Here is a 22578-nt window from a genome sequence, read left to right as displayed (position 1 = left end):
CATGACCCAGTCGTCCGGGCTTTCGGGCACCCCGCCGAGCGGCCGTGCGGGCGACCTCGGCATGCGAATCCTGTCCGCGGCGGTGCTTGCGCCCGTCGTCCTCGGTGCGGTCTGGTTCGGCGGCTGGGCGTTCGTGGCACTGGCCGCCCTGGCGTCGGCGATCCTCGTCTCGGAATGGAGTGGAATCAGCCGCTCGCGTTACGTCGACGCCGCGGTCGTCATCGGCGCAACCGCGGCCGCGGTTGCCGTGATCGGGTTCGCCGGCGGATTCGTGCTCGCCGCCTTCCTCGTGCTTGTCGCGGGGGCCGGTCTTGCGCAGGCGAAGGCCAGGAGCGACGGTCCGGCTTCGGGCCTCTGGTTCGGGGTGCTCTATGGCGGGCTGCCCGGGATCGCGCTGGTTGCGCTGCGCTCCGATCCGGGTTTCGGCCTTACCGCCGTCATTTGGCTCCTGGTTCTGGTCTGGGCGACGGATATCGGCGGCTATGTTTTCGGCCGCTTGATCGGCGGTCCGAAACTCGCCCCGCGCCTGTCGCCGAAGAAGACGTGGGCCGGCTTCATCGGCGGGCTGGTGGCAGCGGTTGGCGCGAGCTGGCTGTTCTTCCGCATCGCGGGGTTGGGCATTGCCGCTCCGATCTGGCTCGCGGGGCTCCTGTCGATCGTGTCCCAGCTTGGCGATCTCGGGGAATCGGCTTTCAAGAGGCGCCACGACGTCAAGGATTCCAGTCGCCTGATTCCTGGGCACGGCGGATTGATGGACCGGATCGACGGGCTCGTCGTGGTGGCCGTCCTCGCGGCAGCGTTCGGAATCCTGCGTTCCGGACCCGATGCGGCTGGTGCGGGGTTATTGGTATGGTAGGGTGCGCCAGGAGATCAATGACAACCTCGACCACCCCGCAACGGATCAGCATACTCGGCGCCACCGGCTCGATCGGGCTCAATACGCTCGACCTGATCGGCCGCATGCCCGATCGGTATGCTATCGAGGCGGTGACGGCCAACGGCAACGCGGTTGCGCTCGCGGAGTTGGCGAGGAAACACGGTGCGAAATTCGCCGTGGTCGCCGATCCGGACGCCTATGAGGATCTTAAGGCCGCGCTGGCGGGAAGCGGTATCGCAGCCGGAGCGGGGCCGGAGGCGCTCGTCGAGGCAGCGACGCGGCCCGCCGACCGGGTGATGGCCGCGATTGTCGGCGCCGCCGGATTGGCGCCGACGCTTGCCGCTGTGCGCCGCGGCACCACGATCTTGCTTGCCAACAAGGAATGTCTCGTAACGGCGGGTGACCTTTTCATGAGCTCGGCGCGCCAATCCGGTGCGTGCGTTCTTCCCGTCGATTCCGAGCACAGCGCGATTTTCCAGGCACTCGATCCCACGCAAAAGAAAGACATCGAGCGGGTGACACTGACGGCCTCGGGCGGGCCATTCCGCACTTGGCCGATCGAGCGGTTGACGGACGCCTGTCCGGAGGAAGCGGTACGCCATCCCAACTGGTCCATGGGAGCGAAGATTTCGGTCGATTCCGCGACGATGATGAACAAGGGGCTGGAACTGATCGAGGCTCACCATTTGTTCGATATCGAGCCGGATCGCCTCGACGTCCTGGTACATCCCGAGAGCATCGTGCATGGATTCGTCGCCTATCGGGACGGATCGGTTGTCGCGCAGCTTTCGGAACCGGACATGCGTACGCCGATCGCCTACAGTCTGGCCTGGCCGGAGCGGGTCGAAGCGCCAACGCCGCGGCTCGACCTGGCGGAGCTGGGCAAACTCACCTTCGAAAAGCCCGATTACGAGCGGTTTCCGGCTCTCGGTCTCGCCATCCGGGCCATGGAAGCCGGTGGCGGGGCGGCGACGGTTCTTAACGCTGCGAACGAAATCGGGGTTAATTTATTTCTTCAAAAGAGAATTCGCTTTCCTGATATCGCCCAGATCGTCGAGGATGTTCTGGAGAAACAGATACTTGAAGGCTTCGGCGAACCAGCTTCGCTCGAGGATGCGCTTGCGATTGATCGCTGGGGGCGCGATGTCGCGCGCACGGTGATCCCCGAGCGGCTCGAGCGGACGGGCTGACGACGTCGGCGGAAGGGAGACTTATGGGTTTTCTCGAAACTTTGGGAACGTTTGGCGGCGGCGCCATTTCCTATGTGCTGCCGTTCCTCTTCGTTCTTACGATCGTCGTGTTCTTCCACGAACTCGGCCATTTCCTTGTCGCGCGCTGGTGTGGCGTAAAGATCGAGACGTTTTCGATCGGATTCGGGCCAGAAATCGGTGGATTCTACGACAAGCACGGAACGCGCTGGCGGCTCTCCTGGATCCCACTCGGGGGATACGTGAAGTTCTTCGGCGACGATTCCGTCGCGAGCTCCGCCAATTCCGAGGCGCTTGCCGAGATGACCGAAGAGGAGCGGCGCGGCAGCTTCCACTTCAAGTCGATCGGGCAGCGATCGGCGATCGTTGCTGCCGGGCCGATCGCCAATTTCATCCTCGCGATCGCGATATTTACCGCTGTCTATGCGACCGTCGGCAAGTTCGTGACGCCGCCGCAGGTTGACGCCGTGGCCCCGGAGTCCGCGGCCGCTATCGCCGGTTTCGAGCCCGGCGATAAGATCGTCTCGATATCGGGTGATCCGATAGAGAGCTTCTCGGACATGCAGCGCATCGTCAGCGTCAGTCCTGGCATTCCGCTGGAATTCGAGGTCGACCGGGGCGGCGAGAAGGTGAAACTCACGGCAACGCCCGAATTGCGTGAGGTCGAAGACCGGTTCGGCAACAAACACCGGATCGGGCTGCTCGGGATCCAGCGCAGCGCGCAGCCTGACGAGATTGTGCAGGTGCGGTATTCTGTACCGGTCGCGGTCTGGGAAGGCACCAAGGAGACCTGGTTCGTCATCGACCGGACAGTGAACTATCTGGTCGGCATCATCGTTGGCCGCGAATCCGCGGATCAGCTGAGCGGTCCGATCCGGATCGCGGAGATGTCAGGGCAGGTTGCCAAGCTCGGCTTTCTTGCGCTGATGAATCTCACTGCGGTTTTATCCATTTCAATCGGCTTCCTGAATCTGATACCGATTCCCATGCTCGATGGGGGACATTTACTATTTTACGGCATAGAGGCTGTGCGTGGGCGTCCTTTGTCGGAGCGGGCGATCGATATCGGGTTCAGGCTCGGATTGGCGATGGTGCTGATGCTGATGCTGTTTGCGACGTGGAACGATATCGTCAATATCGCTGGTCGTTTGTAGACAGTCGTTGCCCCCGTGCAACGCTTTTGACAGGAGTCGGTGGGGCGGCTGAATGCCTGTTTTCATATCAGTTAAAAGCCGTTACAAACGCGTCGGGATGGGCGGATTCGCTCAACGCCCCGCCGGTAGTGTGCGTGGAAAGCGCGCAGAACAAGAAGGTCAGAGGGATCTGAGGATCGACAACCCGATGAATTCAATTGTGCGGTTTCTAAAGCGTGGCGCGGGTCTAGTTGTATTGGCTGTGGCGCTCATGTCCGCCCCGCAGGGCGGGGAATGGTTCGGTGTCACGTCTGCGCAGGCGCAGACTGTCCGGACGATACAGGTCGAAGGCAATCGCCGTGTCGATGCCGAGACGATCAAGTCTTACGTCTCGATTCAGCCGGGGCAGTCCTATAGCGCCTATGGGGCCGACGACTCACTGAAAACCCTGTTCGCCACCGGGCTGTTTGCCGATGTCAGCCTGACCATGCGCGGCAGCACGCTGGTCGTGAAGGTCGTCGAGAACCCGATCGTCAACCTCGTGTCGTTCGAGGGTAATAAGAAGGTCAAGGACGACGTTCTGCTTTCGGAGATCGAGTCGCAGCCGAGGTCCGTGCTGACCCGCGCGAAGATCGAGGGCGATACCCAGCGGATCCTGGAAATTTATCGCCGTTCCGGCCGTTTCGGAGCCCAGGTCGTCCCGAAAGTCATTGATTTGCCGGACAATCGCGCGAATCTGGTTTTCGAGATCGATGAAGGCGACAAGACCAGCGTCGTCGGGATCAATTTCATCGGTAACCGCGCCTACAGCGACGACACGCTTCGCGACGTGATTACAACGACGCAGCGCAACTGGCTTAGCTGGCTGAAGGCGACGGACGTCTATGATCCGGAGCGTCTGCAGGCGGATCAGGAAATTCTGCGTCGCTACTATCTCAAGCACGGTTATGCCGATTTCCGGGTCATTTCGGCGGTCGCCGAGCTCGACCGCGAGCGCAATGCCTTCTACATCACCGTCACGGTCGACGAGGGGGACAAGTACGATTTCGGCGACGTCGACGTGCAGGCCTATGTGCGTGACGTCGATCCGGAGTCGCTGCGCGGGATCATCAAGACCCGCGCCGGCGACACCTACAACGCCGATCTCGTCGAGAGCACGCTCGAGGACATGACGCTTGAACTCGCCAACTCGGGCTATGCGTTCGCTCAGGTGCGTCCGCGCGGGGACCGGGACTACGAGAACAAGACGATCAACCTCACCTATGTCGTGGAGGAAGGTCCTCGCGTCTATATCGAGCGCATCAATATCCGCGGCAATACGCGGACGCTCGACCGGGTGATCCGTCGCGAGTTCGATTTCGCTGAGGGCGATGCCTACAACGTCGTGATAATCGATCGGGCCAAGCGTCGGCTCGAGGATCTGCGGTACTTCAAGACGGTCAACATCAGTCGTGCCCAGGGCTCCGCGCCCGACCGCATCGTGATCAATGTCGATGTTGTCGAGCAGCCGACGGGTGAGATCTCGGTCGGCGGCGGCTACTCCACACGCGACGGTTTCGTTGCCGACCTGTCCGTTACCGAGCGCAACCTGCTCGGCCGCGGCCAGATCCTGACGGTCGGCGGTTCGATCGGTGAGCGCAAGCAGGCCTTCGATTTCAGCTTTACGGAGCCGTTCTTCCTCGGTCGGCGCCTGGCTGCCGGTATCGATGTCTTCTATCGCGACCTCGATTACACCGACACGTCGTCCTATAAGGCCAAGGCGGCCGGTGGCGGCGCCCGTCTCGGCTTCCAGCTGAACCAGGAAACGTCCTTCCAGGGGCGCTACCGGATCTATCAGGCGGATATCCAGACGAACTCGTATCTGATGGATGGTTGCGGGCCGAACACGGCCGCCTCGCTTGCCATGCAGACCTGCGGCGTTCCCGCACCGGCCACCAAGGGCGGCCCGATTTACCGGTTCCCCTCCGGTGGCGACACCAACGGCGACGGTATCGCTGACGTTTTCGCGCCGGAAGCGTCGATCGCGATCAACGCGGCCCAGGGCAAGCGGCTCTACTCCATCTTCGGTTACGATCTGGTCTACTCGACGCTCGACAGCTTCACGCGTCCGCATGACGGCTTGTACCTGCGGTTCTCGCAGGACCTGGCCGGCGCAGGCGGCGATGCGAAGTATCTGCGTTCGGACGCCGAGGCGCGGTACTACAAGGAGATGGCGCCGGAGGTTGTGGGCCTCGTCAAGTTGACGGGCGGCGTCATGAACGGGTGGGGCGGATACGATATCCCCGTTACCGACACCTATTTCAAAGGCGGCGAGACGATCCGTGGTTTCGATACGTCCGGTTATGGTCCGCGCGACCTGACACCGGGTGGTCAACGCGACGCGCTCGGCGGCAAGGTGTTCGCCGCTGCGACGGCCGAGGTGCAGTTCCCGATCCCGTTCGTTCCGGATGAATTCGGTTTCCGTGGCGCGTTCTTCGCCGATGCGGGCATCCTTTTCGATGTCGGCGACAGCGGGCCGCTGATGATCACCCAGCCGGGTGGCCGGCAGCTGACCCTGACGCTGGCGGAATGCTCCTCGGTGAACCCGGGCGGCTGGACGGGCGTGGTGCCGGGAGGGGCCAACGGCTGCTATGTCGACGATACGGAGCCGCGCGCTTCGGTTGGCTTCAGCCTGCTGTGGGACTCGCCGTTCGGTCCGCTGCGCGCGGATCTGGGGTACGCCGTGTTGAAGGAAGACTACGACAACACGCAGATCTTCCGCTTCGGCGCGGGCAAGCAGTTCTGACGGTTGAGGCCGGCATCATGCCGGCCTCTCCATTCTCAACCCGGTTCCGATGGATTTGCAGCGATCTCCGCCGATCGGCCTGATCCGGCCACGGGGGAGGGGTGAAAGTCCTTTGCGATCCGGCTGGCAAGCCTCCCCCTTCTGTTCTGTATGAAGTGTGCCAGGGTTGGGGTAGTTTCCCGAAATGGATGATGTTCGTTTCTTCGAGCGGGCCGGCCCGTTTTCGCTGAATGAGATTGCCGGCTGGTTCGATGGTCAGATCGAGCCGGGCGACGGCGATCGCGTCGTGGAGGACGTCGCGACACTGCAGTTGGCAGGTCCGACGCAGATCTCTTTCTTCGACAATCCGAAATACGCGGTCGATCTGGCCGCGACCGGCGCGGGCGCCTGTGTCGTGGGCCCGCGCGGCGCTGGTCATGTGCCCGCAAGTTCCGCGGCTCTGATTGTCGCCAAACCGTCAGTGGCATTCAACGAGATCGTCCGGCGCTTCTATCCGGATGCGGCGCGCCCTGCGCGGGTGTGGGACGATGCCCCGGCGGGCAACGGTGTCCACCCGACGGCGATCGTCGACGCAGGGGCCGTCATAGAGCCCGGAGCGATCGTCGGCGCGGAGGCGCGGATCGGCCGTGGAACGCGTGTCCTGGCGGGCAGCGTGATCGGCAGGCGGGTGCAGATCGGCCGGGATTGCTCGATCGGTCCGGCTGCTACCGTGCTTCATGCGCTGGTCGGAGACCGGGTCATTTTTCACCCGGGCGTGCGGATCGGCCAGGACGGTTTTGGCTTCGCGATGAGCGCGAAGGGACATGCGAAAATCCCCCAGATTGGCCGCGTCATCATCCAGGACGATGTGGAAGTTGGGGCCAATACGACGATCGATCGGGGCGCCCTGCGCGACACCGTGATCGGCGAGGGGACCAAGATCGACAACATGGTCCAGATAGGCCATAACGTTGTCATCGGTCGGCACTGCGTCATCGTTTCCCAGGTCGGAATCGCCGGAAGCGCGACCTTGGGTGATTTCGTCGCGATTGGCGGGCAGGCCGGCGTCATGAATCATGTCACGATCGGCGACGGTGCCCAGGTAGCTACTCTGAGCGCCGTCAAAGAGGATTTGGCACCGGGCGGCCGTTACGGCGGGGTTCCTGCCAGGCCGGCGCGCGAATGGCTGAAAGAGGTCGCGGCGCTTCAGAAGCTCGCCCGAGACTATATCGCGGAGCGACGGCCGCAGGAGAAGGCAGGCGGAAATGGACATGAGCGCGAGCACGACTGACCCGCAGACGCTCGAGTCGCTTGATATCTTGCGGCTTTTAGAGCTGTTGCCGCATCGTTATCCGTTCCTGATGGTTGACCGGATCGTCGACATAGATGGCGACGAATCCTGCGTGGGCATCAAGAACGTGACCATCAATGAGCCGCATTTCACCGGTCATTTCCCGGATCGTCCGGTAATGCCGGGGATCTTGCTCGTCGAGGGAATGGCGCAGACGGCCGGTGCGGTGTGTATTATGCGGTACGCAGCCGGGCAGCCGAAACTCGTCTATTTCATGACCATCGACAAGTGCAAGTTCCGCAAGCCCGTCGTTCCCGGTGATGTCGTCCATTACCATGTTCGTAAGATCCGAAACCGCCGCACGATCTGGAAGTATGCGGCGGAAGCCCGCGTCGATGGTGCGTTGGTCGCGGAAGCTGAAATCAGTGCGATGATCGCGGATAAGTAAAGCATATTCCATGGCAGACGTTCACGCGACGGCTATCGTCGGCAAAGGTGCCCGCCTCGGCGAAAGGGTCAAGATCGGTCCATACTGCATCGTCGGCGACGATGTGGAACTCGGCGATGACGTAGAGCTGGTCGGGCATGTCGTGCTCGACGGGCATACGAGCATCGGCGCGCGCACCAGCATCTATCCGTATTCCTCCCTCGGCCAACCGCCGCAACACCTGAAGTATGCGGGGGAGCCAAGCGTCCTGCGCATCGGCACCGATTGTGTCATCCGCGAGCAGGTGACCATGAACCCGGGCACGTCGTTCGGGGGAATGGAGACCTTGGTCGGCGACAACTGCTACTTCATGGTGGGATCGCATGTCGCGCACGACTGCAAGGTCGGCAACAATGTGCTGTTCATCAACAACGCGACGTTGGCTGGGCATTGCCAAGTCCAGGATCACGCCATCCTCGGCGGTCTCGCGGCCGTCCATCAATGGGTGCGGATCGGCGAATATGCCTTCGTCGGCGGCCTGAGCGGCGTCGAGAACGACGTGATCCCCTACGGATCGGTCCTCGGAAACCGGGCCTATCTGGGTGGCCTCAATATCGTGGGCCTCAAGCGGCATGGCTTCAATCGCGAACAGATCCACACGATGCGCCAGGCCTATCGGTTGCTGTTTTCGAACGAAGGCACGCTGATGGAGCGGGTGGAGGACGTCGCCCAGCTGTTCCCTGACCATCCGTTGGTCACGACTGTCGTTGATTTCATACGGGCCGATTCCGATCGGGCACTGTGCACCCCGCGTAGCGGACGCGGAGGGTGACGGGATGCTTGCGGATCCGGCGAGCCGGGAGGAGGCGAGCCTGGGACCGCTGGCCATAATCGCCGGCGCCGGGGACCTGCCGCGCGTTGTCGCCGAGGAGGTCCGGAACTCCGGGCGCTCCCTTTTTGTCATAGAAGTGGAAGGCGAGGCGGACGCCGATTTCTCCACCTTTGCGACGGCGCGACTGCCGATCGGTGCGGCCGGGCGGCTCAAGGCGCTGCTTGTCGAGCGGAAATGCCGTGACGTATTGATGGCGGGGAATTTTCGAAGGCCCCGCTTTTCCGATATCGAATGGGACATGAGCGCCGTCAAGGCGGCGTTGCTGCCCGCCATCATGCGCCTCAAGCGTGGCGGCGACGACAAGGTCGTGAACGGTGTCGTCCAGATATTCGAAAGCGAAGGATTCCGGATCGTCGGACCGGCAGACGTCGTGCCGCGCCTAGTCGCGCCGACGGGACCGCTCGGACGCCTGAAGCCCGGGCGAAAGGCCCGCGCCGACATAGACTACGGATTCCGGGCAATCCGCCAGATGGGACCATTCGACATCGGTCAGGCGGTCGTCGTGCTCGACGGGCGCGTGATCGCGGTGGAGGCCGCCGAAGGTACCAATGCGATGGTGGCCCGGTGTTCCGACCTGCGCCGGGAGGGGCGTATAGCGGTGCCGGCGCCCTCGGGCGTCCTTATCAAGTCGGCGAAGCCCGGCCAGGAGCTTCGGCTCGACATGCCGGTCGCCGGCGAGGAGACGATACGCGTGGCGAAAGATGCCGGCCTCGAGGGGATTGCCGTCGAGACGGGAAAGGTCTTGGTGCCGCGCATCGACGACGTGCGCCGGGCAGCCGACGAAGCCGGTCTGTTTTTCGTCGGAATCGACACCGGTAGCGGATCAAGCCGCGGGTCATGAACGAACCGCTTCCGGAGCGATCGCAATCGCGTCCGCTGCGCATCGCGATGATTGCGGGAGAGTCCTCGGGCGATCATCTCGGCGCCGGTCTCATGGAGGCCATGCGTGCCGATGCGGACCGGCCGGTATCCTACGCCGGCGTTGGCGGCCCGGAGATGGAACGCGCGGGCCTGACGAGCGCATTTCCACTGTCCGAGATCGCCGTAATGGGGCCGTTCGCCATTCTGGCGCGGCTGCCAGGCCTCATTCGACGCGTTCACGAAGCTGTCGATCACGTCGTTGCGTTCGAGCCCGACATCCTGATCATCGTCGACAGTCCGGAATTCACCCATCCGGTCGCCAAGCGTGTGCGCCGGCGGTTACCCGGACTGCCGATTGTCGATTACGTCTCACCGACTGTCTGGGCCTGGCGTCCCTGGCGGGCACGGAAGATGCGCGGCTATGTCGATCGGGTTCTCGCCGTCTTTCCATTCGAACCTGCGGTGCACGCGCGTCTTGGCGGTCCCGACTGCGTGTATGTGGGGCATCCGGCGATCGAACGGCTGAAACTGATGCCGCCCAGAACGGCACAGGCCGGCGACAGACCGACCTTGCTGGTGCTGCCCGGCAGCCGCATCACGGAAATCGAACGTCTCATGCCGGTCTTCCGCGATTCGCTGCAGGCGCTGCGCGACAAGGGCAGGGACTTCGACGCGATCCTCCCGGCGGTCCCGCATCTGGCCGATCGGCTCAGCCAGGAGGTATCGGACTGGCCGGTCAGACCGCGTGTCGTCGCGGGAGAACGCGAGAAATGGAAGGCATTTTCCGCGGGGCGGGTCGCGCTGGCGGCTTCCGGGACGGTTACGCTCGAACTGGCGCTTGCCGGCGTGCCGATGGTCGTCACCTACAGGCTCGATCCGCTGACCGCGGCGCTGCGCTGGATGGTGCGCACCCATTCGGTGGTGATGGCCAACCTGGTGATCGGTGAGAACGCGTTTCCGGAGTTCATCCACGGAGGCTGCGATCCGCAGACGCTGTCCGCCGCGATCGATCCGTTGTTCGACGACGGACCGGAGCGACATGCGCAGCTGGCTGCGATCGACACGGTGCGGGACGCAACGCTGATCGACGGTGACAGCCCGAGCCAGAGGGCGGCCGCGGCGGTCCTGGACATACTTGAAAAAAATGGCCGGGGCGCACTGACGCCCCGGCCATAGAAACCTGATTTCGGCGACGATCGCTATTTGCGCATCGACACCGGAACGTAGTCGCGTCGCGTGGCACCGGTATAGAGCTGACGCGGACGGCCGATCTTCTGCTTCGGATCCTCGATCATTTCCTTCCACTGGGCGATCCAGCCGACAGTGCGGGCGACCGAGAAGAGCACCGTGAACATGGAGGTCGGGAAGCCGAGCGCCTTCAGCGTGATGCCGGAATAGAAGTCGATGTTGGGATACAGCTTCTTCTCGATGAAGTACTCGTCCTGCAGGGCGATGCGCTCGAGCTCCAGTGCCACGTCGAGAAGCGGATCGTCCTTGATGCCGACCTCGGCCAGCACTTCGTGGCAGGTCTTCTGCATGATCTTGGCGCGCGGATCATAGTTCTTGTAGACCCGGTGCCCGAAGCCCATCAGCCGGAACGGGTCGTCCTTGTCCTTGGCGCGGGCGACGAATTCCGGAATGCGGTCGACCGACCCGATCTCCGAAAGCATGTTCAGGGCCGCCTCGTTGGCGCCGCCGTGCGCGGGGCCCCACAGGCAGGCGATGCCGGCGGCGATGCAGGCGAACGGGTTTGCACCCGAGGAGCCGGCGAGCCGGACCGTCGAGGTCGAGGCGTTCTGCTCGTGGTCGGCGTGCAGGATGAAGATGCGGTCCATGGCGCGGGCGAGCACCGGATTGACCTTGTATTCCTCGCACGGCACCGAGAAGCACATGTGCATGAAGTTCGAGGAGTAGTCGAGCTCGTTGCGCGGATACATGAACGGCTGGCCGACGTGATACTTGAAGGCCATCGCCGCGATCGTGGGCATCTTCGCGATCATTCGGACGCTGGCGACCATGCGCTGATACGGGTCCGAGATGTCGGTGGAGTCGTGATAGAACGCCGACAGGGCGCCGACCACGCCAACCATCACCGCCATCGGATGGGCGTCGCGGCGGAAGCCGGAGAAGAAGCGCATCATCTGCTCGTGCAGCATGGTGTGCCGCGTCACGCGGAAATCGAAATCGGCCTTTTGCCCCTGGGTCGGCAGTTCACCGTAGAGCAGCAGATAGCAGGTCTCGAGGAAGTCGCCGTGCTCCGCCAACTGGTCGATCGGGTAGCCGCGATAAAGCAGCACGCCTTCGTCACCATCGATGTAGGTGATCTTCGACTCACAGCTCGCCGTCGACGTGAAGCCCGGGTCGTAAGTGAAGGCGTGGGCATCGGCATACAGCCGCGAGATATCCACGACATCGGGCCCGATCGTTCCCGGGTAGACCGGAAACTGATGCTCGGTGTCGCCGAGCTTTAGCGTAGCGGCGTTGGCTGCGGTGATGTTCTTGTCATTCATGGGCAGGTGGCTCCTGTCCTGGTGGCGGGCACCCGCACAGCCCAGATTCGGCTCGCCGGGATACGGATTCGGTCCCGCGGTCGGCTGGTGTGCGGTTCGGTAGGAATATGAGTGACTCGGTAGCCGATTTGATCGGGATCGGCAAGCTCCGGGCATTGGCACGATAGTCGATACATAGGGCGGGACAGGTACGGTCAAGCGGTCTGATCGGCAATGCGGGCAAGGCTTTCCTCGCGTCCGAGCACCACCAGAACGTCAAAGATTCCAGGCGACGTCGCCCGTCCCGTCAATGCGGCACGGAGCGGCTGTGCGATCGTGCCGAGCTTGCGGTCGGTGGTCTCCGCAAAAGCCTTCACTGCCGCTTCGAGGCTGGCGGCATCCCACTGCGGCGCCTCTTCAAGGACCGGCAGGACCTCGCTCAGGGTCTTGCGCGCATTGTCGTCGAGTATCTTGGACGCCTTCTGGTCCAGTGAGAGCGGTCGATCATCGACAAGAAATTTTGTGCTTTCAAGGAGTTCTATAAGATTCTTCGCGCGTTCCTTTAGTCCCGGCATCGCCTGTCGAATGCGGTCCCACTTTACCGCGTCGAGCCGGGATCTGAACTCAGGTCCGTCAGGCAGATAGTCCAGGTTCTCGATCAGGGCGTCATACAGGTCCGCATCCGGTGTCTGCCGCATGTAAATGCCGTTCAGATTTTCCAGCTTGGCGAAATCGAAGCGGGCGGCGGACTTGCCGATGGCGTCGAGGTCGAACCATTCGAGCATCTGTTCGCTCGACATCACCTCGGCGTCACCGTGGCTCCAGCCGAGGCGGACGAGATAATTGCGCATCGCCTGCGGCAGATAGCCCATGGCGCGATAGGCGTCGACGCCGAGTGCGCCGTGGCGCTTCGACAGTTTCGCGCCGTCCGGCCCGTGAATCAGCGGGATGTGAGCCATCTCGGGCTCGGCCCAACCGAGTGCCTGATAGATCTGTGCCTGGCGGGCGGCGTTGGTCAGGTGGTCGTCACCGCGGATGACGTGGGTGACGCCCATGTCGTGGTCGTCGACGACGACGGCGAGCATATAGGTCGGGTTTCCGTCGGATCGCAGCAGAATCAGATCATCCAGATCCTTGTTCTGCCAGACAACGCGCCCCTGGACGTGGTCGTCGATCGCCGTCTCGCCCTCGGTCGGCGCCTTGAGGCGGATCGCCGGCTTGACGGCCTGAGGCGCTTCCGAGGGATCGCGGTCGCGCCAGCGGCCGTCGTAGCGCGGCGGACGGCCCTCGGCGCGCGCCTTCTCGCGCATCTCGGCGAGCTCCTCCGGCGTCGCGTAGCACCGGTAGGCCTTGCCCCGGGCCAACAGGTCCTCGACCACCTCGCGGTGCCGCTCGGCGCGGGCGTATTGCGAGATCGCCTCGCCGTCCCAATCCAGGCCCAGCCACTTCAGGCCGTCGACGATCGCGGCGATCGCCTCGTCTGTCGAGCGCGCGCGGTCGGTATCCTCGATCCTCAGCAGCATCTTGCCGCCGCGTCCGCGGGCGTAGAGCCAGTTGAACAAAGCTGTGCGGGCGCCGCCGATATGCAGGAAGCCGGTCGGCGAGGGGGCGAAGCGGGTAACGATCTCAGGTTTGGACATGACAGGTGGCGGCCGGTTTCTCGTGCGGTCTAGTATGGATGGTGCGGTTTTGGCTGGCCGCTGTGTAGCACGGCCGCCGGCGCAGATAGAAGCGGTGTGGGCAACGGCCGCGCCCAAACCTTCGGCGTGGGCCTGGGGGGACTGCGGTGTTCGACGACGCGTCCTTGATCGGCAGATCGCGCTCCGCGGCAGCGCGGCGATTGCCGGCGTTGCCGGCCCCGCTGGACCGCCTGTCGAGCCGCCTTTCTCTCCGAAGCATCGCCGACAGCGAGCGGGAGCGGTTGTTCCTTTGGGTGCCTGTTGCTTTCGGCGCAGGCATCGCTGCCTATTTCGCGTTGCCTCGGGAACCGGTGCTCGCGGCGGTGCTGGTCCTGTGCGTCGTTACCGGGACCGTTGCCGTCCGCTGTGGGCCGGGCCGGTTGTCGGGCACCGTGTTCATCGGCCTGTTCCTGGCGTCGCTTGGCATGTTGGATGCGGGGCTTCGCAGCCGCTGGGTCGCCGCGCCGGTCGTGTTCGAGGCCGGATATCCGGTTCCGGTGACAGGGCGGGTCATCGGGGTGGAGCTCAGGGAGGACGGGGCGGCACGGCTCACGGTGGCACCGGAGCGGATCGGTCGCGACGCCGCCGCGGACGTGCCGACCCTGCTGTCGTTGTGGATGCGCGGGAAATGGTCGGTGCCGGTGCCGGGGCAGACGGTCCGGTTCAACGCGATGCTGTTGCCGCCGCCCGACGCTGCCGTGCCGGGCGGCTTCGATTACGCCCGGCGGGCGTGGTTCTCCGGCATCGGTGGCGTCGGGTTCCTGACCAGCGCGCCGAAATCGGTTCTGCCCGCGCGGCAAGCCGGGCTGTCGGCGCGTCTCGAAACCGCGATCGAGCGAACGCGCCTTTATGTCGCCGGGCGAATCCAGCGGTCGCTGCCTGGCTCCGTCGGTGCGATCGCGACGGCGCTTGTGACCGGTGAGCGCGGCGCGATACCCGAAGCCGACGAGGACGCGCTTCGGGCCTCCGGCCTGGCGCACATCCTGGCGATCTCGGGCCTGCACATGATGCTTGTCGTCGGGACGCTGTTCTGGTTCGCCCGTGCCTGCTTCGCGCTGTCGCCGGATCTCGCGCTGACCCGGCCGATCAAGAAGTGGGCGGCGTCGATCGCTCTGATCGGCGGGCTCGGCTACCTGGTGCTGTCTGGCGCCTCGATCGCAACGCAGCGCGCCTTCATCATGGCGGCGATCATGCTGGTCGCCGTGCTGCTCGACCGGCCTGCGATCACGCTGCGCAACGTCGCGATCGCTGCATCGATCGTGCTCGTGCTGACGCCCGAAGCGCTCGTGACGGCGAGCTTCCAGATGTCGTTCGCCGCGACCGTGGCCCTGATATCGGCCTATGAGGCGCTTCGGTCCTGGTCGCTTGCGCGCGGCGAGAGCGCGGTTTCGCCGCAGATCCGCTTTCTCGTTCGTGCCGTGCTTGGTCTCATGTTCACCGCGCTGATCGCCGGGTTGGCGACGGGACCGTTCGCTGCCTATCACTTCAACCGCGTGGCGATCTACGGGTTGATCGCCAACGTCGCGGCGATGCCGCTCGTCAGCGTGCTGGTCATGCCGTCCGCTCTGTTCGCGATGTTGCTCATGCCCTTCGGGCTGGAGGGGCTCGCGCTCGCCCCGATGGGGCAGGGCATCGAGGGCGTTCTCGCCGTGGCCAGGACGGTTGCCGGCTGGGACGGGGCGGTGCGCATGGTCCCGCAGGTGCCGGCGGTCGCGTTGCTTCTGACGATTGCCGGCGGGCTCTGGCTGTTGCTTTGGCGCACGGGCGTCCGACTCCTGGGGCTACCGTTCATTGCGGCCGGAGTCGGCCTGACCGTGCTCTCCGGGCCTCCGGACCTCTTCGTCGCGCGGGACCTGCGGATGGCGGCGCTGCGGATGCAGGATGGCGAGCTGGCGTTCCTGCCAAAGGCCGGATCGGACTACGAGGTGGAGGTGTGGCTGCGCAGCGCCGGCCTCGTGCCCGAAGGGACACCGCGAAGACGGGCGGACTGCGACGAGTGGGCCTGTGTCGCCGACAACGGCCGCCTGCGTGTTTCCTACGTGAGCGATCCGGTGGCGTTTGCGGAGGATTGCGCCTGGGCAGACGTCGTCGTCACACCGATCTCGCCGCCTCAGTGGTGCAGGGACGACGCAATCGTGATCGGTCCGCAGGATGCCGCGCGGTCCGGCGCGATCACGCTCACAAAGACAGCCAACGGCATCGCCATCGAGACGGCGGCGGACCGGTCCGGCGACCGCCCCTGGACGCGCCGGGCCCGCTGAGTCCGGCGGGCGCCTTCAGTATTGACGGATGAGGCCGACCAGCCGGCCCTGAATGGCAACCCGGTCCGGACCGAAAATCCGGGTTTCGTAGGCCGGGTTTGCCGCCTCCAGCGCGATCGATGCGCCCTTGCGGCGCAGGCGCTTCAAGGTGGCTTCCTCGTCGTCGATCAGCGCCACCACGATATCGCCCGTGTCGGCGGTGTCCGTCTTGCGGATCAGGACCGTGTCGCCGTCGAGGATACCGGCGTCGACCATGGAGTCGCCGCGTACCTCGAGGGCGAAATGCTCGCCCTTCGTCAGAAGCTCGACCGGCACCTGGATCGAATGGCTGTGGTTCTGGATCGCCGAGATCGGCGTGCCCGCGGCAATGCGGCCCATGACGGGGACCGCCACCGCGTTCGAGTTTGCAGCTTCGGTCTCGACGGGCTCGGGTGCGGGGGGCGGAACCTTGCCGAGACTGCCCTCGATGACGCTCGGTGCGAAGCCGCGACCGCGCGCGGCAAGTCCCGGTGCCACCGAGTCTGGCAGCCGGACGATTTCCAGCGCACGGGCGCGATGCGGCAGGCGTCGGATGAAGCCGCGCTCCTCGAGCGCCGTGATGAGCCGGTGGATGCCGGATTTCGAGCGCAGGTCCAGCGCTTCCTTCATCTCGTCGAAGGAGGGTGGCACGCCCGATTCCTTGAGACGTTCGTGGATGAACATCAGCAATTCATGCTGTTTCCGCGTGAGCATTGCGCGCTCCCGTTGCCGCTTCCGCCCGTCTTCGGGCGCCAGGGTGTGTACAAATCAAGAACAAACATACATGTTCTTGTTGTGTTCGGCAACGGCTAATATCGCGTGCAAACTGGCGCCAGATGGGTCCGATGCGCCGGGGGCGTCTTTGCGAATCGGAATTCGCCCGGGCTCTAGAAGTCCATCAGGAGCGCTCGGCAGGTCTCGCCGGCCTTCGCGGCCGGGGCGAAGGGCGGGCGGATGATCAGCGCGTCGGCCCTGGCCAGCGTGGCCAGCATGGAGCTGTCCTGCCTGCCGAAGGGCGTGACGACGAGGGTGCCGTCGGGATCGATGCTGGACATCGCGCGCAGATAATCCTGGCGCTGATCGTTTTCGCCGAGATCCGCGCCGAGGCGCGCGTTGGTCTCGCCGGACCGCGTTTCCGTAAGGCCGCTCAGCGCGTGGATCAGTGGCACGAGGAACAGCCGCGCGGTGATCATCGCCGAGACCGGATTGCCGGGCAGCCCGAGGAATCGACTGGCGCCGAACATGCCGAACATCAGCGGCTTGCCGGGCCGCATGGCGATCTTCCAGAAATCGAGCGACAGGCCTTCGGCGACCAGAACGTCCTGGACGATGTCATGCTCGCCGACCGAAGCGCCGCCGAGGGTCACCAGGACATCGGCGGCGGAGTCCCGCGCTTTCGCGACGGCGCCGGCCAGGGCCTCGCGGTCGTCCGCCGCGATGCCGAGATCGACGGGAATGCCGCCGGCCCGCCGGACAATGGCCGCAAGCCCGAAGCCGTTGGACGCGATGATCTTTTCCGGTCCGGGATCGGAGCCGGGCAGGGCGAGCTCGTCGCCTGTCGACAGGATCGCGACCCTCGGCCGGCCATGTACGGACAGGTCGGCATGGTTCATCGCGGCGGCGAGGGCGATGGCGCGCGGGTCGGCACGGCGGCCGGCGCCGAGCAGCACGTCGCCTTCGGCGAAGTCGAGCCCGCGTTTGCGCACGAACCGGCCGATGCCGGAGGATTCAAGAACGGTGACCTCGTCGCCGGCGCGCTCGGTATCTTCCTGGATGACGATCGCGTCGGCGCCGTCGGGCAGGGGGGCGCCGGTGAAGATGCGCACGGCTTCGCCCGGACCGACCGTTCCCTGGAAGGAATGGCCGGCGGGGGCGGCTCCGATGACGCGCAGACGCGCGGGCACGGTCGCGACGTCGGCGGCGCGCACCGCATAGCCGTCCATCGCCGAGGTGTCCCAGGGCGGCTGCGTGCGCCGGGCGGCGATGTCCTCAGCGAGGACACGGTCCAGCGCGTCGTCGAGGGGCACCCGCTCGGCGGGCCTTGGGGGAACGCCTTCGACGATGCGCCGCAGGGCTTCTTCGACCGGGAGGAGGGCCATGGTCTCAGCCATCCTGTCCGCTGTCGTCGGCGTGCCAGCTGCCCGAGCGGCCACCGGATTTCTCCAGCAGGCGAATGCCGGTGATCTCGATGCCGCGGTCGACCGCCTTGACCATGTCGTAGACGGTCAGGCAGGCGACGCCGACGGCGGTCAGCGCTTCCATCTCGACACCGGTCTGGCCGGTCACCTTGGCCGTCGCCGTCACGCGCACGGCGCTTTCTGCGGCAACCGGCTCGAGATCGACGGACACCTTCGACAGGCCGAGCGGATGGCAGAGCGGGATCAGCTCGTGGGTGCGCTTGGCGCCCATGATGCCGGCGATGCGGGCCGTACCGAGCACGTCGCCCTTCTTGGCCTCGCCCCGGACGATCAGGTCCAGCGTCTCCGGCGCCATCCGAACCCAGCCTTCGGCCGTCGCCGAACGGGCGGTGACCGCCTTGCCGGAGACATCGACCATGCGGGCGGTGCCGGTCTCGTCGAGGTGGGTGAGGGCCTTGTCGGCGCACATGGGCGGCGCTCGCTCCAGCCTATACGGCCACGTCGGCGGCGGTTCGCGACAACAGCGTGCGGGTCGCCGCGGTGACGTCGTCCTGGCGCATCAGGCTTTCGCCCACCAGGATCGCATTGATGCCGGCATCGGCAAGCAGGGCTACGTCGGCGGGCGTGAAGATGCCGCTCTCGCCGACCAGGGTATAGTCGTCCGGTACAGCCTTCGCCAATTCGACCGATGTCTTAAGAGAGGTTTCGAACGTCCTGAGATTTCTATTGTTTATGCCGATCATTTTCGACCTGAGTTGCAACGCCCGGTCGAGTTCGGCCGTGTCGTGGATCTCGATCAGGACGGACATGCCGTAGATCTCGGCGGCATTCTCGAGCGCGGCGGCCTCGTCGTCGGTGACGGCGGCCATGATGATCAGGATGCAGTCGGCGCCCCAGGCGCGGGCCTCATCGACCTGGTAGGGATCGAACAGAAAATCCTTGCGCAGGACGGGCAGGGAAACGGCGTCGCGCGCGGCGGTCAGATAGTCGGGGCTGCCCATGAACGAGGGGCCATCGGTCAAGATCGACAGGCAGGCCGCGCCTCCGGCCTCATAGGCGCTGGCGAGTTTCGGCGGATCGAAATCCGGGCGGATAAGCCCCTTCGACGGGCTCGCCTTCTTGATCTCCGCAATCAGCGCGGTCTCGCCCCTGGCGATACGGGCGTCGAGCGCCTCCTTGAACGGGCGTACCGGGGGGGCGTGACGGGCGGCCGCACAGACATCGACGAGCGGCCGTGTGGCCTTGGCGGCGGCGATTTCCTCGCGCTTGTAGGCCTCGATTTTCTTCAGGATGTCGGCCATGGCCTCACGCGGTCGAAACGGTGACGAGCTTTTGCAGAACGGCGAGTGCGTCGCCGGAATCGATCGCCCTGGCCGCTATCTCGGCGCCCTCCGTGAGAGTTGCCGCCTGTCCCGCGACCACCAGCGCGGCGGCGGCGTTGAAGACGACGATGTCGCGGAAGGGGCTGTGCTCGCCACCGAGCAGGGCGCGGATCGCCGCGGCGTTGGTTGCCGCGTCGCCGCCCTTCAGGTCGTCGGGGCTGGCGGTCTTAAGGCCGATATCGGCCGGCGCGATCTCGAAGGTGCGGACGTTGCCGTCGATCAGTTCGGCGACATAGGTCGGCCCGGTGGTGGTGATCTCGTCGAGGCCGTCGCTGCCGTGCACGACCCAGACATGCTCGGAGCCGAGCGACGACAGCACTTCGGCCATCGGCACGATCCACTGCCGGTCGAAGACGCCGATCATCTGGCGCTTGACGCCGGCCGGATTGGAGAGGGGGCCGAGGATGTTGAAGATCGTCCGGGTGCCGAGCTCGACCCGGCTGGGGCCGACATGCTTCATCGCCGCGTGATGGGCCGGCGCGAACATGAAGCCGACACCGGCCTGCGCGATGCAGTCGGCGATGCGGCCCGGGGAAAGCTCGATATCGACGCCGAGCGCTGCAAGCGCGTCGGCGGCACCGGACTTCGACGACAGCGCGCGGTTGCCGTGCTTGGCGACGGGCACGCCGCAGGCCGCCGTGACGATCGCCGCGCAGGTCGAGATGTTGTAGGTGCCGGCCGCGTCGCCGCCGGTGCCGACGATGTCGATGGCGTTCGCGGGGGCCTTCACCGGCAGCATCTTGGCGCGCATGGTGGTGACCGCGCCGGCGATCTCGTCGACGGTCTCGCCGCGCACCCTGAGCGCCATCAGGAAGCCGCCGATCTGCGTCGGCGTCGCCTCGCCAGACATGATGATGTCGAAGGCGCGCGTCGCCTCCTGGCGGCTCAGCGGTTCGCCCGCGGCGACCTTGGCGATGAAGTCCTTGAGGCTCGTCGGTTGCATCTCTTCGTCCTGTGCGATCTTGTCGTGCCGCAAAACGCCCGCTGGTGCAAGCGCTTGGCGCGTATCAGGCGGCGCGCCTGTGCCACTCGGCCGACGCATCGAGGAAGTTGCGCAGGATCAGATGCCCGTGCTCGGAGGCGATGCTTTCGGGATGGAACTGGACGCCGAAGACGGGATGGGTGGCATGATGCATCCCCATGACGATGCCGTCTTCGGTCTCCGCGTCGACAATGAGGTCTTCCGGCAGGCTGTCGCGTTCGACGATCAGCGAGTGATAGCGGGTGGCGTGGAACGGCCCGTCGATGCCGCGGAACACGCCGGCGCCGGTATGGCTGATCTCGCTCAGCTTGCCGTGCATCAGCGTCGGGGCGCGCCCCACGGTGCCGCCATAGGCCTGGCCAATCGCCTGGTGGCCGAGGCAGACGCCCAGGATTGGCACCGACCCGCTGGCGCGCGTGATCAGGTCGAGGCAGATACCGGCCTCGTTCGGCGTGCAGGGGCCGGGCGAGAGCACGATTCCGGACGGATCAGCTGCGAGCACGTCCTCGACAGCGATCTTGTCGTTGCGGTGAACGCGCACGCGGGCACCGAGCTCGCCCAGGAAATGGACGAGGTTCCAGGTGAAGCTGTCGTAGTTGTCGATCAGGATGATCATCGCCAGCCCAGCGCTTCCTGTTGCACCCTAAATCATTGTCCGCGGCTCGCCGCGGAGGCGAAGCGTACGGCCTCGTCGGCGGCCCTGAACAGCGCGCGCGCCTTGTTGATGCACTCCCGCTGCTCATTTTCCGGGATGGAGTCGGCGACGATGCCGGCGCCGGCCTGAACGTACATCTTGCCGTCCTTCACGACGGCGGTTCTTAGCACGATGCAGGTATCCATGTCGCCGTCGGCGGAGAAATAGCCGACGCAGCCGGCGTAGATCCCGCGCTTTTCCTTCTCCAGCTCATCGATGATCTGCATCGCCCGGACCTTGGGCGCGCCCGAGACCGTGCCTGCGGGGAAGCCGGCGATCAGCGCATCGATGGAGTCGCGCGAGGGATCGATCTCGCCTTCCACGTTGGAGACGATGTGCATCACCTGGCTGTAGTATTCGAGGAAGAATTGGTCGGTGACCTTCACCGAGCCGACCTTGGAAACGCGGCCGGCGTCGTTGCGGCCGAGATCGAGCAGCATCAGGTGCTCGGCGCGTTCCTTCGGGTCGGCCAGAAGGTCCTCGGCGTTGGCGCGGTCTTCGGTCGGCGTCGCGCCGCGCGGACGGGTTCCGGCGATCGGGCGGATCGTCACCTTGTCCTCGCGCAGGCGCACCAGAATCTCGGGGCTCGACCCGACGACGGCGAAGTCGGCGAAGTTCAGGAAATACAGGAACGGCGCCGGATTGACCCGCCGCAGCGCCCGGTAGAGGGCGAAGGGTGGCAGCGTGAACGGGGCCTCGAAGCGCTGGCTCAGGACGACCTGGAAGATGTCGCCGGCGGCGATGTAGTCCTTAGCGTGCTCGACCATGGCGCGATATTCGGCCGGCGTGGTGTTCGACACCGGAGCGCGGCCGATGACGTCGTCGGTATCGGCGATCGCCGATTTCTCGATCGGACGGTCGAGGGCGTCGATGACCTCGTTGATGCGGTCGACGGCGCGGGAATAGGCGGCGCTCGCCGACAGTTCCGCGGAGGGGCGCACCGGGGTCACCACCGTGACCTCGTCCTTCACGGAATCGAAGATCACCATGATCGTCGGCCGGGCGAATATGGCATCCGGCAGCCCGAAGGGGTCCGGATTGGGATCGCCCAGATCCTCCATCAGCCGCACCGTGTCGTAGGCCATGTAGCCGAAGACGCCGGCCGACATGGCCGGTAGGTCCTCGGGCAGGTCGACGCGGGCCTCATTGATCAGGCGCCGCAGGGCGGCAAGCGTCGGTTCGGGGCAGGGCCTGAAAGCATCGGGGTGGGCGTCCGGGCTGGTGTTGATCTCGGCCTTGTTTCCAAACGCACGGAAGACGACATCGGGCGCGATGCCGATGATCGAGTAGCGGCCGCGCACGGCGCCGCCCTCGACGGACTCGAGCAGGAAACTGTTCGGCCTGTCACCGGCGATCTTCAGCATCGCCGAGACGGGGGTTTCGAGATCGGCGACGAGGCGGGTCCAGACCACCTGGGGGGCGCCGACCCGATAGCGTTCCTCGAAACCGTCGTAGGCCGGCTCGATCAAAGCCATGACGCGG

19 protein-coding genes are annotated in these 22578 nt (G+C 65.2%); 10 read left to right on the top strand and 9 right to left on the bottom strand.

Annotated elements, in window-relative coordinates; genetic code table 11:
* The first annotated feature begins 1 nt into the window (after position 1).
* The 9 genes from ACSF9G_RS11925 (at position 2) to lpxB (ending at position 10629) form a co-directional block, all read left to right on the top strand.
* On the top strand, positions 2-856 hold the full coding sequence (locus tag ACSF9G_RS11925) for a phosphatidate cytidylyltransferase (RefSeq protein WP_436641783.1): 855 nt from the start codon (positions 2-4) through the stop codon (positions 854-856).
* A complete protein-coding gene (locus ACSF9G_RS11920) occupies positions 850-2067 on the top strand; it encodes a 1-deoxy-D-xylulose-5-phosphate reductoisomerase (RefSeq protein WP_436641781.1) in 1218 nt (405 codons plus the stop codon). Before ACSF9G_RS11925 ends, ACSF9G_RS11920 begins: the two co-directional genes overlap by 7 nt.
* Positions 2068-2090: 23 nt before the next feature.
* Positions 2091-3239, top strand: a complete 1149-nt coding sequence (rseP, locus tag ACSF9G_RS11915; protein ID WP_436641779.1) for an RIP metalloprotease RseP — start codon at positions 2091-2093, stop codon at positions 3237-3239.
* 250 nt (positions 3240-3489) lie between these two features.
* Positions 3490-6003: an outer membrane protein assembly factor BamA gene (bamA, locus tag ACSF9G_RS11910; RefSeq protein ID WP_436641777.1), complete on the top strand. Its 2514-nt coding sequence runs from the start codon at positions 3490-3492 to the stop codon at positions 6001-6003.
* A 184-nt stretch (positions 6004-6187) separates the two neighbouring features.
* Positions 6188-7273: a UDP-3-O-(3-hydroxymyristoyl)glucosamine N-acyltransferase gene (lpxD, locus tag ACSF9G_RS11905; RefSeq protein ID WP_436641775.1), complete on the top strand. Its 1086-nt coding sequence runs from the start codon at positions 6188-6190 to the stop codon at positions 7271-7273.
* The gene (gene fabZ, locus ACSF9G_RS11900; protein ID WP_436641773.1) at positions 7248-7721 is read left to right on the top strand and encodes a 3-hydroxyacyl-ACP dehydratase FabZ; all 474 of its coding nucleotides are present in this window, start codon (positions 7248-7250) and stop codon (positions 7719-7721) included. The genes lpxD and fabZ overlap by 26 nt, the downstream gene beginning before the upstream one ends.
* A 10-nt stretch (positions 7722-7731) precedes the next feature.
* Positions 7732-8532: an acyl-ACP--UDP-N-acetylglucosamine O-acyltransferase gene (gene lpxA, locus ACSF9G_RS11895; protein WP_436641771.1), complete on the top strand. Its 801-nt coding sequence runs from the start codon at positions 7732-7734 to the stop codon at positions 8530-8532.
* A 4-nt stretch (positions 8533-8536) separates the two neighbouring features.
* Positions 8537-9433, top strand: a complete 897-nt coding sequence (locus tag ACSF9G_RS11890) for an LpxI family protein (protein ID WP_436641769.1) — start codon at positions 8537-8539, stop codon at positions 9431-9433.
* Positions 9430-10629 carry a lipid-A-disaccharide synthase gene (gene lpxB, locus ACSF9G_RS11885; protein WP_436641767.1) on the top strand — a complete coding sequence of 400 codons (1200 nt, stop codon included), beginning with the start codon at positions 9430-9432 and terminating at the stop codon, positions 10627-10629. Before ACSF9G_RS11890 ends, lpxB begins: the two co-directional genes overlap by 4 nt.
* A gap of 23 nt (positions 10630-10652) precedes the next feature.
* Here the strand turns inward: lpxB and gltA are convergent, their stop codons facing one another.
* Together gltA and gltX are read right to left on the bottom strand one after the other, a co-directional pair.
* Positions 10653-11963, bottom strand: coding sequence for a citrate synthase (gltA, locus tag ACSF9G_RS11880; RefSeq protein ID WP_436641765.1), 1311 nt, complete (start codon positions 11961-11963; stop codon positions 10653-10655).
* 194 nt (positions 11964-12157) lie between these two features.
* The gene (gene gltX, locus ACSF9G_RS11875; protein WP_436641763.1) at positions 12158-13582 is read right to left on the bottom strand and encodes a glutamate--tRNA ligase; all 1425 of its coding nucleotides are present in this window, start codon (positions 13580-13582) and stop codon (positions 12158-12160) included.
* Positions 13583-13791: 209 nt separating this feature from the next.
* On the opposite strand from gltX, the gene ACSF9G_RS11870 reads away from it, so the two are divergent.
* Positions 13792-15882, top strand: coding sequence for a ComEC/Rec2 family competence protein (locus ACSF9G_RS11870; RefSeq protein ID WP_436641761.1), 2091 nt, complete (start codon positions 13792-13794; stop codon positions 15880-15882).
* A 15-nt stretch (positions 15883-15897) separates the two neighbouring features.
* Here the strand turns inward: ACSF9G_RS11870 and lexA are convergent, their stop codons facing one another.
* The 7 genes from lexA to trpE all read right to left on the bottom strand — a co-directional run bounded on the left by lexA (position 15898) and on the right by trpE (position 22571).
* Positions 15898-16614, bottom strand: coding sequence for a transcriptional repressor LexA (lexA, locus tag ACSF9G_RS11865; RefSeq protein WP_436641759.1), 717 nt, complete (start codon positions 16612-16614; stop codon positions 15898-15900).
* A 173-nt stretch (positions 16615-16787) separates the two neighbouring features.
* Positions 16788-17999, bottom strand: coding sequence for a molybdopterin molybdotransferase MoeA (locus ACSF9G_RS11860; protein WP_436641757.1), 1212 nt, complete (start codon positions 17997-17999; stop codon positions 16788-16790).
* A 4-nt stretch (positions 18000-18003) separates the two neighbouring features.
* Complete coding sequence (gene moaC / locus ACSF9G_RS11855) at positions 18004-18507, bottom strand: cyclic pyranopterin monophosphate synthase MoaC (protein WP_436641755.1); 504 nt, start codon at positions 18505-18507, stop codon at positions 18004-18006.
* A 19-nt stretch (positions 18508-18526) separates the two neighbouring features.
* The gene (gene trpC / locus ACSF9G_RS11850) at positions 18527-19339 is read right to left on the bottom strand and encodes an indole-3-glycerol phosphate synthase TrpC (RefSeq protein WP_436641753.1); all 813 of its coding nucleotides are present in this window, start codon (positions 19337-19339) and stop codon (positions 18527-18529) included.
* Between the two features lie 4 nt (positions 19340-19343).
* Complete coding sequence (gene trpD / locus ACSF9G_RS11845; RefSeq protein WP_436641751.1) at positions 19344-20363, bottom strand: anthranilate phosphoribosyltransferase; 1020 nt, start codon at positions 20361-20363, stop codon at positions 19344-19346.
* A 64-nt stretch (positions 20364-20427) separates the two neighbouring features.
* Complete coding sequence (locus ACSF9G_RS11840) at positions 20428-21018, bottom strand: anthranilate synthase component II (protein WP_436641749.1); 591 nt, start codon at positions 21016-21018, stop codon at positions 20428-20430.
* 32 nt (positions 21019-21050) lie between these two features.
* Positions 21051-22571, bottom strand: a complete 1521-nt coding sequence (gene trpE / locus ACSF9G_RS11835) for an anthranilate synthase component I (RefSeq protein ID WP_436641747.1) — start codon at positions 22569-22571, stop codon at positions 21051-21053.
* Between the last annotated feature and the right edge of the window lie 7 nt (positions 22572-22578).

Source organism: Microbaculum mangrovi, assembly GCF_051390635.1.
Taxonomy (GTDB): Bacteria; Pseudomonadota; Alphaproteobacteria; order Rhizobiales; family Tepidamorphaceae; genus Microbaculum.
The sequence above is the reverse complement of the archived record's forward strand: the minus strand, read 5'-3'. Positions and strand labels throughout refer to the sequence as shown.